Consider the following 17844-nt stretch of genomic DNA (forward strand, 5'->3'; position numbering starts at 1 on the left):
GATTAATCGTTATTTTGTGCTTGCCTGTTTTTCTCGGTCATCTCAATATCAAAGGCCATACGTCCAGCAGGTACTACTGCCGGTAATTGCTCCAAAATGTTATAACCATAGAACTGTAAAAAAGCATTGATCGGATGATTCAGTATATTGTCCCTGAGTGTATTGGCATCGTTGTGCACACCAATAATATTAGCACCGCCCGAGAGGTTCACATCTTCATTGGTATAACCCGACACTGTAAAACCATAGAACTGTATTACTGAGTTGATTGGGTCATTGAGTATCTTATCTCTTAAGGTATTGGTATCATTTGGTGCACCGATAATGTTCACCTTACCATCGCCATTGGCATCCCCTGCCCACATACCTTGTATACCATTAGGCATACCAAAGCTCGTCTGGGCATTGGTACCATAAGTCGCTACACTACCATCGGTAAAGTTTAGCATTGTAGCGGTACTGCTAAACGCTATGGCACTGTTGCTCATAATCCCCAAATGATTACGGTGCTTAATCACTACATAATAGGCATCAGCCGGTACATTGAAGCTTAGTGGTATGGCTAAACTTATATCTATAGGATCCACAATATTACCGTTTCGCGTCAGCATGCCAGACTGTCCTGCTATGACCACTGTAGGGTCATTCTTGTCTCGCAGTTCTACCCAGACCCAATCTACGAAGGCACCAGGACCTGAATAACCCATAAACGCGGATAGATCGTCTATTAACACACCATCCACATATGGGGATGTTCTGATTCCATCTGTGCCAGCGACACGAAAATCATCGCGCATCAAAGTCTCCTCGCCTGCATTTGGATTTAATGATGCGCCTTGCAGGTATACTTTTAGAGATACTAATATATGTGTTGAACAATTTAGACCACCATCGGTAATGCCCCACCCATAGGTGTCTATAAGCTCTTGTCTTTTAACTTCTGACGCACAGTACCGACTATCCCCTCCGCCAAAATTAACGTTTAGTGGAATTTGTGTTTCACCAGCATCTAAAGTGGCCCAACCTATCAATGTATTATCATAGTTCTGGGTAGAGAGCCTAACCCCTTCGAACATATCGAGCATAGAAAGAGCTGAAGAAATATCCCAATTCCCCAAGTCCTGATCAAAATTGGTGGCACCAGCAAACATCTCTTGCGTTTGTCTAACCAAAGCAGTATCCCAGTTATGTAAAGGCTGATTAAAGTTTGTAGCACCGGCAAACATAGCTCTCATGTTCTCCACTGCCGCAACGTTCCAATTATTTAAGGGTTGATTAAAGTCGGTGGCTAAACCAAACATACCACTCATGTTCTCCACTGCAGCAACATTCCAATTGTTGATATTTTGATTAAAGCTTGTTGCGTAAGCGAACATACCCTCCATATCCTGAACTGCAGTGACATTCCAATTATCTAAAGGCTGGTTGAAGTCGGAAGCATCAATAAACATTAGCTGCATATTTATTACATTAGATACATTCCAATTGTTGATATTTTGATTAAAGCTTGTTGCGTGAGCGAACATACCGTACATATTCTGAACCGCATTGACATTCCAATTATTTAATGGTTGGTTAAAGTTCGTAGCACCAGCAAACATAACGCCCATATCCTGAACCGCATTGACATTCCAATTATCTAAAGGCTGATTGAAGTTTGTAGCACCGGAAAACATACCGCTCATGTTCTCCACTGCAGCAACATTCCAATTGTTGATATTTTGATTAAAGCTTGTTGCCTCAGCGAACATACCGTACATATCCTGAACCGCAATGACGTTCCAATTATCTAAAGGCTGGTTGAAGTTTGTAGCACGGTCAAACATAAGGTTCATGTCCTCCACTGCAGCAACATTCCAATTGTTGATATTTTGATTAAAGTTTGTTGCCTCAGAGAACATACCCTCCATATCCTGAACTGCAATGACGTTCCAATTATCTAAAGGCTGGTTGAAGTTTGTAGCTTCAGCAAACATATACCCCATCATTTCTACATTGGATACATCCCACGAGTTGAAGCTTAGGTTTCCTACTAAGTTTTCGCAACCTCTAAACATGCCTGACATGTTGGTGACCTGAGATAAATCAGGGATGTCAGTAGCTGTTACCTGTAAATCGTCACACCCTGCAAATGTATATTCCATGGTGGCCCATGCAATATCACCCCAATATTGTACCGCTTTGATCTTTGAATTATTTTGTGAATCAAGGTGGAATCTTGGGAAATCCCCAGAAATAGAAACGGTATGTATACCTGGTGTTGCATATTGATGGATAGCATCTCCCGTTACACCGTTTTGTATGATACCGTCACCCCAATCTATATGATAATTGTATCCATCTCCCATGGTTGAAATAGTGATACTTTCATTTGTACTAGTGGTTTCCCAGGTTGTAACGAACGGAGATGCAAATATATGTGTATAACAATCCAAACCACCATCGGAAATGTTCCATCCATATGTATCTATAAGCTCTTGTCTTTTAACTTCTGACGTACAGTACTGACTATCTCCTCCGCCTAAATTAACGTTTAGTGGAATTTGTGTTTCTCCGGCATCTAAAGTGGCCCAACCTATCAAGAGATTGTCATAATTAGCATTTGATAATCCTGAATTCGAAAACATGAAAATAGCACTGTTTAAGCTTTCTATATTCCAATTACTCAAGTCTTGGTCAAAATCTTCGGCTCCATAAAACATACTATCCATTTGGTTGACAGAAGAAACATTCCAATTACTCAAATCCTGATTGAAGGCACCTGTATTATAAAACATATTGCGCATTATTAATGCGCTGCTTACATCCCAGTTACCAATGGGTTGATTAAAGACATCAGCACCCGAAAACATAGCGAACATAGTAACTACGTTGCTGGTGTTCCATCCACTAATATCCTGATTGAAGTTTGTAGCACCCGCAAACATAGCTCTCATGTTCTCCACAGCAGCAACATTCCAATTGTTGATATTTTGATTAAAGCTTGTTGCGTTAGCGAACATAGTGGCCATATTGATTACACTTTCCGTATTCCAATTACCAATAGGCTGATTAAAAGCTTCAGCTGATGAAAACATAGCTGCCATATCGATTACATTTCCCGTATTCCAATTTCCAATAAGCTGATTAAAAGTCTCAGCTGATGAAAACATAGCTGACATATCGATTACACTTTCCGTATTCCAATTACCAATAGGCTGATTAAAAGCTTCAGCCGATGAAAACATACTTTCCATGACTTGAACATTAGTAACGTTCCAATTATTAAATGCCGTAGTTCCAATTAACGAGGTACAATTGCTAAACATTCTTCGTAATGATGTAACATTAGTAAGTTCTGGCGCATCGATAGCAGTGACATCTAAATTTGAACATCCCCAAAATGCACCTTCCATAGAACTCCATGAAGCAGGTCCCCATTCCACTAGTGATAGTATTTTTTCCTTATCACCTGTATTATTGAAGTAGATACGCGGAAAGTCACCTGTAATTAAAACCGTATAAACCGCTGGATTATAATATACATGCGTAGCATCTCCTGTAAGACCTGTTTCTACAGTTCCATCCCCCCAATTTATGCTGTAATTATAGCCGTCTCCTGTTGTTGGGATGGTGATAGTTTCATATATGTCAGAGGTCTTAAAAGTCATCACAAAAGCAGTATCTATAGGATTTACATTCACGGTTGTATTACAACTGTGTTCCGTTCCATCATCCTCAGTAAGGGATATGGTAACATCTACCGAATAGGGATTTTCTGCCCAATCAAAGGTCGTTTGGCTCAACATGAAATCCTCAATATCATAACATGATAAATTACTAGACGCATCTCCGGCATCGTTAAATAACATATTATAGATATTACCATCGGTTAAGGTATATTGGCCTTGTACGTTGGTAACATTAATATCAATAGGAGCACATTCAATGTTAACTATACTGGTATTAATGACGTGCACCACAAAATTATGTACGTAGGTATTTCCACTTTGATCTTCAATAGTCCAAGCAGAAGGGACTGATGTTCCTACTTGGTCACATGTAAAAAGGGTAGGGCCTGTAAATCCTGAGCCTTGGTTATTAATCCCACAATTATCTGATGACGCCTGATAGAATTGACTTGCAAAATGTTGAATGGTTCCTCCAAAACGAATATCTACAGTCATCTCGTCATTAATACCAGTATCAAACGTTGGTGCTATGTCATCAATGACCGTTACGGTAGCCTCGCAAGAACTGCTTTGAAGACCGTCTGAAGAGGTCATAGTTAAAGTCACCAGGTTATCTCCCAGATTATCACATGTAAAGATATCTTGTGAGATGGTAAACGTAGGAGGCGCACATCCCACAGCTACACTATTATCATTTATTTCATTAGGATCCAATTGATACGTTCCATTTTCATCCAATGCAACCGTAATGTTTTTACAAATGGCTGTAAATTCTCCGTTTTCAGTAACAGTGACATCCACCACGCAAGAATCAGTATTTCCATTGGCACTAGTTACTGTTAAGGTGACTTGTTGTGTTCCTATATCATTACAGCTAAAGGTATCGATATCTGTAGAAAATGTAAGATCACAGTTTCCACCAGTACTACCATTATCTAATTCCATAGGATCGAGTGTAGCGGTTCCATTTTGTAAGGCTATGGTATACGTGTCTTTACAAATCGCTACCGTAGTACTACTATCAATAATAGTTACCATAGAGACACACTCTGAAGTATTCCCAACATAATCAGTCAAGATGAGTGTAATTGGTATGGTTTGCCCCACATCTTCGCACCCATAAGAAAGGTCGGTACCAGGTGCAAAACGTATCGTTCCATCACCTTCACAAAAGAATGAAGAATTATCATTTATATCATCTATTGTAAGCGTCTTATATCGTTGACCTTCTAAATCTAATTCAAAATCAGGTACACAATTTGCAGTAGGACCTTCATAAGGTAAAACCGTAACTTCAGTCCTACAATGACTAACAGCACCATTTTCTGATTGCACCAATAAAAAAACCGCCATATCTTCGACCCCTACATCAACACAACTGAATAAAGTTTGATCTGCAAAAATTTGTAGATTATCATTACAGTCTGGATGATAGGATCCATCGTTTATAAGTTGGGCCAAGTCAGGATTGTTATAGAAACCATCTGGCCCTAGTGTAATAGTAATATGATCTATACATTGCGCAACTGGAAGTGTATTATTGCTAACTCCTACCGTAAAATCATATTCAAAGACATCTCCCGTACCCGTATTGATTACTTCCAATGTGTAATCTCCAGCTCGCACAGAGCGAAAGACACCATCCCCCAAATAATTCCATCCATTGATAGGCAAAAGTCTCCAATCTAATGCCGTATCACAATATCCAGTATCAGCAAGCGTATAGTTAAATTGAATACGTCCTTGATCGTCTGCTGTACATAAAGTGTTTATATATTCAAAACCAGTGACATTTATAGTACATTCGTGGTTTAGCGCAATATATCCATGTTCTGTATTAGTGTCATGACCGCCTGCAGTGATATTGCCGTTAGCCGTATAAGTACTATTAAGATAGCTTCCACCGCCGCCGCCATTATCCAATTCGGAGCCACCGCCGCCGCCAGAGTAGCCGCCGCCACCGCCGCCGCCAGAATTAGCAGAGCCACCACCACCATAACCAAAACCACCTTCATGATCGTCCCAGGTACCACCATGACCTCCCCAATTACCCCCCTTTTTACCTCCCATTCTATGGTCGTCCTCACCAATAACGATATTGCTGCCAGTTCCATCAGAGAAGGCACCACCGCCACCGCCGGCCAAATCGGTCCATCCAAAATTGGCATCACCGCCTCCGGTACCTCCTTCACCATTACTTCCACCATCACCACCGTAGGTTCCATGGCCATTTCCACCAGAAGTCGTTGAACGCCCTCCTTGCCCAGGTTCGTTATCGACACAGAATCCTAGTGCTCGTCCACGGTAGGCACCGCCTCCACCACCAGCAACAGCAATGATTTCCCAGGATGAGTCTATATTTGCCAATACTGCAGTACCGCCGCCACCACTGCCTCTGGCTCTTACATTATCTGAATTGACAATATTATCGTCGGTTCCTTTACCGCCAACAATATATCTGAGTGTGGTCCCCGGAGGAATTTCATTGGCACCATAGCCTACGGTTAAGGTAAATTCGACAACAGCACCATTTCCGCCTCCAGACCAACAATCCGAAACTCTTGCAAAACCACCGTCGCCCCCTCTTATCTCAAAGTGAAGTTGCGACCCTTCATTTGCATTGGCATCAATGGTATCTTCATATATACCTCCAAAATACTCGAAAACCTGCTGCGCCCATATGGAAGTTGGTAGGAAACAAACTAAAAGCGCTAGAATGAAAGTGTTAATAACTGACTTATATTCTGTTTTTTTGGAGATTTCTGTTGGGCTTGCATTTTTCATCTTGATGTATTTGTTTTTAATCAATTATAGACCCTTTTCAATACCACTTAATCCTAGTTAACTTAAACAAAGGGATTATTCTGCTTTTTTAATCAATTGTTTAGTTGCTGTGGCGCTGTCACTGGTAATCTTTACAAGATATACGCCATCATCATAAGCGTTCATGTCTATGGGGCTATCATCGCTTCGCCGCTCCTCTATAATCAATCTACCGTTGACATCGTAAACCCGTACATGACTCGCTGTGGTCAATCCTTTAATTCTAAAGCTCGTGCTCGCTGGATTCGGGTACAACAGAATAGGGCTGTCGGTAATCTCCGTTATCCCCAAGGTACCTACGCCCGCCTCTGAACAGTCATAGCTATCGTTGGTGATCTGTACGCCTGGTGTGTTGGTACAATCTGCCGTGGCCGTACCACCACAGGCCGTAAAGAACTGGTCCTGAAAAATACCCTCGCTGTAGAAACACATCCCTGCTTCTTCGCTAACATCCGTATAGCGGATCTTGATATGGAACAACACCTTTGGTGTCGAAGTGATCTGCAGCTCCGGTGCCGTCTCCAGTCCGGTTAGGCCGACGTTTTGCTGAAAGGACAGTGACACCCTTGAAGTGATGTTGTCGTTCTCTATAAAATCCCTGTAGGCCGGTGAAAAGGCCCCAAAGCTATAACCCAGTATGGACCCATCGGGTTGGCTGTACTCTATGTTACCATTGGCGGATATATTCTCGCCAAAGGCCGCTGTAGCATAGTCCAGGTACACCTGGCCAGAGCCCACGTAAAAGTCCGTTGTGCCCGATATCACAATATCGGCTTCGTAGTAGTCATCAACGCCATCATTGGTGATCTGTGCATTGGCAAAGGCCAAGGTCACATCGGTCGATAACTGCTCTGTGGGGACACTAGGCCTACCAAACTGCTCTCCCCGTCCGATGTTGGGACTGATCAGTACATTCACATCCGTGTTCTGGATTTGGGTGTTAAGGTCCATATCGGCACCCTCATAGCCCGTAACGCCAATCTGTGGCACCACCGCATTGGCATCCGTATTCTGGATCTGCGCATTGGCATCATAATCGCCCGTGTACATCCCGTAACTGCCGTTGGCCAACAGCATTACCGAATTATCGCCCCCTTGGACCGTGGAAGGATCTGAGGACAGATCAACTTCGATCACGGTACCGCTCAAGCTTACTGCCGTACTGCTCATAATCCCCACATGGTTACGGTGATTAATCATTACATAATAGGCATCAACTGGTACATAGAAATTTAGTGGTACGGCTAAACTTATATCTGTAGGGTCCACAATATTACCGTTTCGCGTCAACATGCCAGACTGCCCGGCTATGACCACTGAAGGGTCATCCTTGTCACGCAGTTCTACCCAGACCCAATCTACAAAGGCACCAGGACCTGAATAACTCATAAACACGGATAGATCGTCTATTAATACACCATCCACATATGGGGATGTTCTGATTCCACCTGTGCCAGCGACACGAAAATCATCGCGCATCAAAGTCTCCTCGCCTGCATTTGGATTTACAGCCGCCCCTTGTAAATACACTTTTGGGGCTACAAAAATATCGGTAGGACAGCCTAAACCGCCATCGGTAATGCTCCACCCATAGCTATCTATTAATTCTTGTCGCTGTGTTTCGGACAAACAATATCGGCTACTTCCACCATTAAAGGTGATACCGGAAGGGATTTGTGTTTCACCTGCATCAAGCGTTGCCCAACCTATTAATGTACTATCATAATTCTCCGTAGATAGCGTAGCATTATAAAACATGTCATTTGCCCCGGTTAAACTAGAAATATCCCAACTCCCTAAATCCTGGTCAAAATCCGTTGCGCCATAGAACATCCATCCCATGTCGATTACATTGCCAACATTCCAACCGCTCAGATCTTGATTAAAACTAGTAGCACCATCGAACATCCACATCATGTCGATTACATTGCCAACATTCCAACCGCTCAGACCTTGATTAAAACTAGTAGCGCCATAGAACATCCAATTCATGTAGAGTACATTGCCAACATCCCAACCGTTCAGATCTTGATTAAAACTAGTAGCGCCATCGAACATCCATCCCATGTCGATTACATTGCCAACATTCCAACCGCTCAGATCTTGATTAAAACTAGTAGCGAAACTGAACATACTTTGCATGGAAGTGACATTCCCCACATTCCAATTGTTTAATGGTTGATTGAAACTAGTAGCGCCATAGAACATCTCCCCCATATTGACGACATTACTAACATTCCAATTGCTTAAAGGTTGATTGAAATTAGTTGCTCCTGCAAACATTCCTTGCATAGTTTCTACATTGGTGACGTCCCAAGCATTGAAGCTCGAATTGCCCACTAAGCCTACACAAGATGCCAGCATGTTATTGACGTTCGTCACCTGAGACAGATCCGGAAGATCGGTAGCAGTAATATCCAAATGTCTGCAACCCGTAAATGCGTTCTGCATACTGGTCCAGGCCGTACTTCCCCATTGCGTAACTTCTCGAATCTTTAAACGATCGCCACTACGGTTGAAATAGATTCTTGGAAAATTACCAACAATAGACACGGTATAGGTCCCTGACGTAGCATATTGGTGTGTCGCATCACCCATAAAACCAGTATCAATTGTGCCATCCCCCCAGCTTACATTGTAGCTATATCCTGAACCCGTTGTTGGGATGGTGATACTTTCGTTATCCGAAGTGGTTTCCCAAACGGTTACAAAACTATCAGAATCGAAACAAACCGAAGATTTCCCTCCATCCGAGATGGTCCATCCATAGGTATCTATTAATTCTTGTCGCTGTGTTTGAGACAAACAATACTGACTGTTTCCTCCATCAAAGACAATGCTTAAAGGTATTTCTGTTTCTCCGGCATCAAGCGTCGCCCAACCAATTAAGGTGTTGTCATAGTTTTCTGTTGATAGTCCAGCATTAACAAACATGTTACGCATACCTGAAAAAGGACCTTCTTCATTTATACTACTGACATCCCAAGTGCCAAGGTTTTGGTTAAAGCTCGTCGCATTATTAAACATACCATTTAAGTCGGTAAGCCGACCTGTATCCCAGCTTCCAATATCTTGGTTAAAATTGATAGCGTTTAGAAATAGGCTATTCATGCTATTTATATGACTTGTATCCCATGAAGCAAATGCCGATGTCCCGACCAGTGACGTGCAACCTGCAAACATTTCACTCAATGAACCTGTATTTGATAAATTTGGTGTATCTGTTGCAGTGACGTCTAAATTTGCACAACCTTCGAAAGCTGAATGCATACTGGTCCAGGCCGTACTTCCCCATTGTGTAACTTCTCGAATCTTTAAACGGTCTCCACCATTGTTGAAATAGATTCTTGGGAAATTACCAACAATAGACACGGTATAGGTCCCTGCCGTAGCATATTGGTGTGTCGCATCACCTGTAAAACCAGTATCAACTGTGCCATCCCCCCAACTTACATTGTAGCTGTATCCTGAACCCGTTGTTGGGATGGTGATACTTTCGTTATCCGAAGTGGTCTCCCAAACGGTTACAAAACTATTAGAATCGGAACAAATCGAAAGTTTCCCTCCATCCGAGATGGTCCACCCATAGGTATCTATTAATTCTTGTCGCTGTGTTTCAGAAAAACAATACTGACTGCTTCCTCCATCAAAGACTATGTTTAAAGGAACTTGTGTTTCACCTGCATCAAGCGTTGCCCAACCCATTAGTGTGTTATCATAGTTTCCTGTTGATAAACCCGCATTGAGAAACATGCCATCTGCCTCGGCTAAACTGGAAATATCCCAACTCCCTAAATCCTGGTCAAAATCCGTTGCGCCATAGAACATCCGCATCATGTCGACTACATTGCCAACATCCCAACCGCTCAGATCTTGATTAAAACTAGTAGCGCGACTGAACATCCAATTCATGTAGAGTACATTGCCAACATCCCAACCGCTCAGATCTTGATTAAAACTAGTAGCTCCATCGAACATCCATCCCATGTCGATTACATTGCCAACGTCCCAACCGCTCAGATCTTGATTGAAACTAGTAGCATCATAGAACATATCCCCCATATAGACGACATTACTAACATTCCAATTGCTTAAAGGTTGATTAAAAGTAGTCCATGCAAACATTTCTTGCATAATTTCTACATTGGAGACGTCCCAAGCATTGAAGCTCGAATTGCCCACTAAGCTTACGCAAGATGCCAGCATGCCACTGACATTCGTCACCTGAGACAGATCCGGAAGATCCGTAGCGGTAATATCCAAATGCTCGCAACCCCTAAATGCCGACGCCATACTGGTCCAGGCCGTACTTCCCCATTGTGTAACTTCTCGAATCTTTAAACGATCGCCCCCATTGTTGAAATAGATTCTTGGGAAATCACTAACAATAGACACGGTATAGGTCCCTGCCGTGGCATATTGGTGTATCGCATCACCCGTAAAACCAGTATCAATTGTGCCATCCCCCCAACTTACATTGTAGCTGTATCCTGAGCCCGTTGTTGGGATGGTGATACTTTCGTTATCCGAAGTGGTTTCCCAAACGGTTACAAAACTGTCAGAATCAAAACAAACCGGAGATTTCCCTCCATCCGAGATGGTCCATCCATAGGTATTCATTAATTCTTGTCGCTGTGTTTGGGATAAACAATACTGACTATTTCCTCCATCAAAAGTGATGTTTGAAGGTATTTGCGTTTCGCCAGCAACCGCATCTAAGGTCGCCCAAGCAATTAAGGTGTTATCATAGTTTTCTGTTGAGAAACCTGCATTGAGAAACATGCCATCTGCCATGGCTAAACTGGAAATATCCCAACTCCCTAAATCCTGGTCAAAACTGATGGCCCCATCGAACATCCATCCCATGTCGCTTACATTGCCAATATCCCAATTGTTTAGAGGTTGATTAAAACTAGTAGCGCCATTGAACATCCATCTCATGTTGCTTACATTGCCAACATCCCAACCGTTCAGATCTTGATTAAAACTAGTAGCGCCACTGAACATCTCATACATGGAAGTGACATTCCCCACATTCCAATTGTTTAATGGTTGATTGAAATTAGTTGCCAATGCAAACATCCTGGCCATGCTAACAACATTATTCGTATCCCAAGTACTTATGTTGCCGTTAAAGCTAGTAGTACTTCTAAACATCGAAGACATATCTGTGATAGTACTCGTATCCCATAAACTGAAATCGGTATCTGTTCCTGTTAAATTTGCGCATTCTTCAAACATGCCCACTAACGAGGTTACTCCTGATAAATCAGGGACATCTGTAGCTGTAACATTTAAATTTTGACAACCTGAGAATGCAGATCTCATAGAGGACCATTGCACATTACCCCATTGTTGGACTTCTTGAATCTTAAAATGATCCCCACCAAACCTGAAATAGATTCTTGGGAAATCACCAGCAATCGACACGGTATACATGCCCTCTGCAGTATAGTTGTGCGTGGTATCTCCTGTGACACCAGTTTCTATGGTTCCATCACCCCAATCTATGATATAATCGTATCCGGTACTGCCTGTTGTCGGAATAGTAATGCTTAGATCATCACTCGTGACTTCCCAAGTCGTTATAAATGCAATTTCATTGCAACCTGAGCCTCCATCGGTAATCGTCCATCCGTACGTATCCATAAGTTCCTGCCTTTGAAGTTCTGATAAACAGTATTGGCTATTACCACCATCGAATGTGACTCCTGTTGGAATTTGAGTTTCGCCAGCATCTAAGGTTGCCCAACCCATTAGTGTGTTATCATAATTCTCTATAGATAGCGCAGCATTAAAAAACATATCGTCCATGCCTTCTTGAAGTGAAGAAATATCCCAAGCTCCTAAGTTTTGATTAAACGAAGTAGTGTTCCTAAACATCCAACGCATGTTTTCTACTTGGCTCACATCCCAAATCAAAAGGTCTTGATCGAAACTTGAGGCGCTAAAGAACATGGCAAACATATTGGTCACATTGCCTACATTCCATGATGAAATATTTTGATTGAATTGCGAATTAGCCTGAAACATGCGCTTCATGTCCGATACACTATCAACAGTCCAAGAAGAGATATCTTGATTGAAATTGGATTGCCTGAAGAGCGAAGACATATTCTCAATAGTGCTTACATCCCAATGTGAAATATCGGCCCATAGATTGATATCTATATTATTCCCTGCTGCCTGAAGCATCCTTTCCATATTGGTGACATTTGATAAATCAGGTGCATCGGTAGCAGAAATAATTAGATTCTCACACCCAAGGAAAGCGCGTTCCATAGAACCCCATGCAATGGCGCCCCATTGTTGTATTTCAACGAGCTTTAAACGATCCCCACCATTATTAAAATAGATGTGTGGAAAATCCCCCAAAACACGGACGGTATAGGTATCTGCAGTAGCATAACTATGTGTAGCACTACCTGTAATACCCGTCGCAATGGTCCCGTCACCCCAATCTACGACATAATTGTATCCCGTACCTGCTGTGGGTATGCTAATCGTTTCATTATTTGAGGTCGTTTCCCATTGGGTGGTAAAGGATTCCGTTTCATCAATGGTGAGGGTTACCGTAGCCGTGCATTCTGCGGTATTTCCCATAGCATCAACAACGGTAAGCGTAACCGGGTTATCACCAAGGTCTTCATAGGTGAAGGCTACGGAAGGTTCCCCATTAATCAGAAATTCTGCTATGCCTACATCATCTGTTGAACCGCCGTCAATTTGATCTCCCGTGACCGTCACTCCATTGAGACCAACGGGTACTGTGATGTTTTGACAAATGGCCACTGGATCAACCCCATCGGTTAGTAAGACCACATCGTTGCCGTCGCCACCCACATAACTGATCATACCTCCGAAGTCTCCAAAAACGATTCCAGTGCCCTCGGGAAGGTTATTAAAGGTGCCTATCACGGGATCCGAACCATCGTTATCGATTAGTATGATTTCTTCCGTTCCAGAATCAATGCCAAAACTCCCCGTAGGCTCAAAGTCCACACCGGCCAATTCTACAGTCCCTATGACAGTCACGGCATCAAAATCCGTATCATTGTCAATGAACGGTGCAAAGTTGGAATTCTCATTGGAGGTCGAAAACAGCTTTAAATTCCCGTTGATGGCCAGTGTTCCTCCAGCCCCATCGGTACCGGGATTCAGCGTTGCTCCATTGCGGATGTCGACATCACCGATAATGGTTCCGGCACCTTCCAACGAGCATCCGGTAAAATTAAAGTTACCCTTGTTAAGTAAAGTCACCGTAGACCCCGCAGCGATTGTAAGTGCATCGAAGAAAAAGTTTAATGCTCCAAATGTTTGTGTATGGTCCGGTGTATCGATGAGCACCTGTACATTCGAGATCCGGGTCGTGGCTCCTGAAACGGCCGTATACCTAAACGCTCCTGTAAATGCATATGCGCTCGCACTGTCTAGAATTAATGTCCCGCCATTGTGATTGATCTGCGCTGGGTTGTTGATATCTGTTGCGGTCTGGTTGATTGCGCCAATTAAACTACTATTGGAAGCAATCGTAAGATTGGTGGCCCCTGTAAGGATAAATGTATCGGCCGTGACAAAAACAGCATCTGTATTAATAGCCCCCAATTCTAGGGCATCCGCATCTTTGAAAACAATCGCCCCTACCAAGTGGTTTGATGTATTGGAGCTGAGCTTATTCACATTATTAGGAGCCGCATCCAAAAAATATACGCTATTATCAATTGAAACGGCAGATTCTAATGTAAGTTCGTTGGTAGTGATCACCGCACTAGCCACCTGTTCTACAAACTCTCCCCGTATGACCAAATTAGAATCACCCGCGGTGGTCACTGTATCTGTAAAGTTTATATCTCCTGCCGAATATAGATAGTTGGTATCCGTAAGGGCATCTCCCGAGGCAGCAATGGTCCCGAAGGTAAGATTACCACTATTATTGGCCCTGAAATCGATCGTGTTTCCCTGTAAATTGACCACGCCACCGTATGAACCACTTGTGCTTACGATGTCGGCATCTCCCGTTATGGTGAGGTCACCCTCTATCTCTATGGCCCCCGATTGCACATAGTTGCTTATATCATTGATCACAATGCCATTGGTCGAACCCGTGAGCACAAGGTCGTCGGCAATGGTGATGCTGTTGGTGCCCTGGCGCCCATGGAACACTATGCCGTTGGTGATAGCATTTATCGGGACGCTCACTACGGTTCCCGTATCGCCATCGTACGACAGTGCGCCTCCTGAAAGCTCCACGGAGCCATTAAGGCCACTGATGTACAGAACGGTGCCGTCATCCGATATGGACAGTGTCACCTGGTCATCATCGGTGAGGGTATTCCAGTCCTCTATGACAAGCTCCCCCTGATCGAGGCTGACCCTCGTCTCAAAAGGGTTCTCAAATACTGTAACGTCGAATGAGTAGGTAAGGGTCGTGCTGCCACTGCTGACCTCGAAGGTATTCGTGGTGGTCCCCACCTCGAATTGAGAACCAGAAGGAAGCCCTGCTATTTGCACGGGCTGGGAAAATACCGGGCAATTTATATTAAAGGTATTTATATCGTATTCATAGGTCGGCAACGGGGCCCCGCGGTTTACATAGAGCGTCACGTCCTCTATTTCCGTTATGGGGGGAAGGATGGTCACGGTCGTGCTGCAGGTACTGGAAAGTCCTTCATCCGTGCTGATCTCTAGCGTGATATCCTGGTCGCCTATGTCTGTACACTGGAAACGTATCGTCGTATCTGAACCGTTGATGGTGGTACCCGTGAATAGGCCTTCGGCCGTATCGGCCAGGTCCCAGAAGCCCAGATCCACCTTTCCATTCTGGTCGTTCGATTCCAGATAGAACACCAGGTTGTTCTGGCAGCTTACCTGAAGCGGTGCGACTCCAACGCCCTTGGCGTCAAAGCTGTACGTCGGGTCATCCAGGTCATTGCTGTGAATCGTTATGGTGCCACTTTGTTCCCCTACCGCGGTCGGCGTAAAATTGACCGTAAATGTCGTGCTGCTCCCTGGGGAGATATTGGCTTCATGGCCCCCGATCGTGAACTGGCCGTCGCTGCTCGTTATACCGGACACCGTCAAAATATTGCTCCCGGTATTGGATATGGTGTAGGTCTTGCTCCTGGAGGTGCCTATCGTGGTCTCTTCAAAATAGGTGCTTACAATACCGATGTCCTCATCACAGACATCCGTTAGGCTCACGCGAAAGACGGCATCCCAGTCATGCCATAGGAAATGGACCCCCCTGGGGTAGTCTTCTGTCGCATAGAATGCAAGCCCCCAGTCCGTAGTGTCCGGATCGCTGATGGCAAAGGTATATACATGGTCCTCTTCCAGGTACAGTGTCTCGTCAATGGTTATCGTATTGAACCTGCTCAGCGCACCTACAAGGCTCTTGGTGTAGATCACCGGACCTGCGCCAACGCCCTCGCCTCGGTATATCTTCAAGGTGGCGTTCTGGGGGATCCCATACCCATTGTTCGGATTGTCGATCAGCTCGAAATACAGGCTCTCCATGGTGCCCGAGCTCTCCGGCGAAAAGGATTGCCACTGGGTATGATACCCATTGGGCGTAAGCCAAAATAAGGAGTGCACATTATCGATGAGCTCAACGTTTCCCGAGGTACAGTTGTCCACCGCTATCTCTGGGGCCCGCACATGGATCGTCATCTCGTGCGCGCAGGTCACGGTGCCGCCAAACGACACCAGTCCTATCTTTTGGGTGTATGCGCCCGAGGTGAACGTCTTCTCCTCGCCTTCGGCAGTGCTGCCGTCGTCATTTAGGAATTGGAAGCTGAAGTTCTCTATCAACGGGGTAGAGGTCCCTGTCATGTTCACCAGGTCCTGAGCGTTGAGCGTAATCGTAGGGGTATTCAAGGTAACGCTCACCTCGTCCTGCCATTCAAACTCTGGGTATACAATCGTTTTTTGAGAAAGCGCCGTATTGTTATACACTACAACAATAGTATTCTCAACTCCTTTTTCAATGAGTCCAATTGCCTCTCTATCACGCTCCCAACTATCACTCTCATGATTGTAAACGGCATAGCGGAGCCTGCCACTACAGGTATTCCCCAAAGGAGGGTTGGTTATAAAACTGAACCATTTACTAGGAGAGGTATCATTGCAATCGTTGCTATTTAGGGTTACAATGTCAATAAGCTCGGCTTCTGGCGTTACAGATAACACACAGTCCACAGCATATTCTATATAGCCATGATCTGGTGTAAGCGTAGTTCCGTTTTGTGTTACTGTTTGCGTTACAGCATAGTCAGTATTGACCCAACTACCACCACCGCCACTGGCATACGCACCATATCCAGTTACCTTACCGCCGCCACCGCCGGAGTAACCGCCACCGCCGCCAGCAGCCGTTCCATCATTATCAGTTACTGGGCCGCCGCCGCCGCCAAAGCCAAAAGAACCATTACCAGCGCCAAAACTTCCTATGGGTACACCGGCATCCGTTATAGAACTTAAATAGCCTCTTCCTCCTTTTGCGTAATTGTCATCATCATAGGAGCCATCTCCACCAGCAAATCCATTATTTTCATTTACTCCAGTTCCTCGCCCCCAATATCCAGCAGTCTGTCCTCTTCCTGGTCTGGCATCGTAATTGTAATTCTGCCCACCACTACCACCGCCACCGGCAATGGCTAAAAGCACCCATCTGTCTTCTCCAGGCACTTCAAAGGGTCTTCGAAATGCCAGGCCGGTTCCACCTGCTCCCGTATAATCCTTTTTTCCTTCGCCAAGAATCATTCGAAGATTACTTCCCACAGGTATTTCATTCACTCCAGACCCAATAACAACACGCATAGTGATGGTAACTCCTTCACCTCCTTCATTATAACCACTACTAATACTATCCTCAAAATAATAATAGTCTCCATCTGCACCTTGTATGGTAAAATCTATAGCCCTACCTTCAAACTCAGGAGGTATTGCGAAATCTTTAACAGCATCTAATGCCGGGTCGTTTGTACCATCTGGATATGATACACGTACGGTTTCATAGCTATCAGTTAATGGAATAGATTGAGCAATAGCACAAAAACTAAAAGATAATAAGTAGGCTATTGAAAATATGATCGGATGTTTCAAACATTTTTTCATAACGATTGGGACTATTAAAATAATTATCAAAACCAAAAGCAGTTGATTTTTTATCTTTGCATACTTTACATACTTTACATACTTTCTAACAAAATTCCATTAATTTGTACGTATAGGAAATACTTGCAAATACTTATTATATAAGTAGTGTTACTTATATTGAATGTCGGTTTTCTTTAAGAAACTTTTTAAAAAACCTCCTTTATCAGGATAAAAAAGAAAAGACTCAAACACA

General features: G+C 43.8%; 2 protein-coding genes. Both read right to left on the reverse strand.

The window, feature by feature from the left end:
- Positions 1-2 precede the first annotated feature (2 nt).
- A complete protein-coding gene (locus ACO052_RS20470; RefSeq protein WP_422105673.1) occupies positions 3-6455 on the reverse strand; it encodes a BspA family leucine-rich repeat surface protein in 6453 nt (2150 codons plus the stop codon).
- A gap of 75 nt (positions 6456-6530) precedes the next feature.
- Entirely contained in the window at positions 6531-17609 is an 11079-nt protein-coding gene (locus ACO052_RS20475) for a BspA family leucine-rich repeat surface protein (protein WP_422105674.1), read from the reverse strand.
- Positions 17610-17844: the final 235 nt, after the last annotated feature.

Origin of the sequence: Winogradskyella sp. (genome assembly GCF_965228925.1) — a bacterium.
Lineage (GTDB): Bacteria > Bacteroidota > Bacteroidia > Flavobacteriales > Flavobacteriaceae > Winogradskyella.

What these genes read in the sequence shown, in the direction of transcription:
- ACO052_RS20470 (WP_422105673.1), bottom strand. Translation starts at nt 6,455, where the DNA reads ATGAAAAATGCAAGCCCAACAGAAATCTCCAAAAAAACAGAATATAAG.
- ACO052_RS20475 (WP_422105674.1), bottom strand. Translation starts at nt 17,609, where the DNA reads ATGAAAAAATGTTTGAAACATCCGATCATATTTTCAATAGCCTACTTA.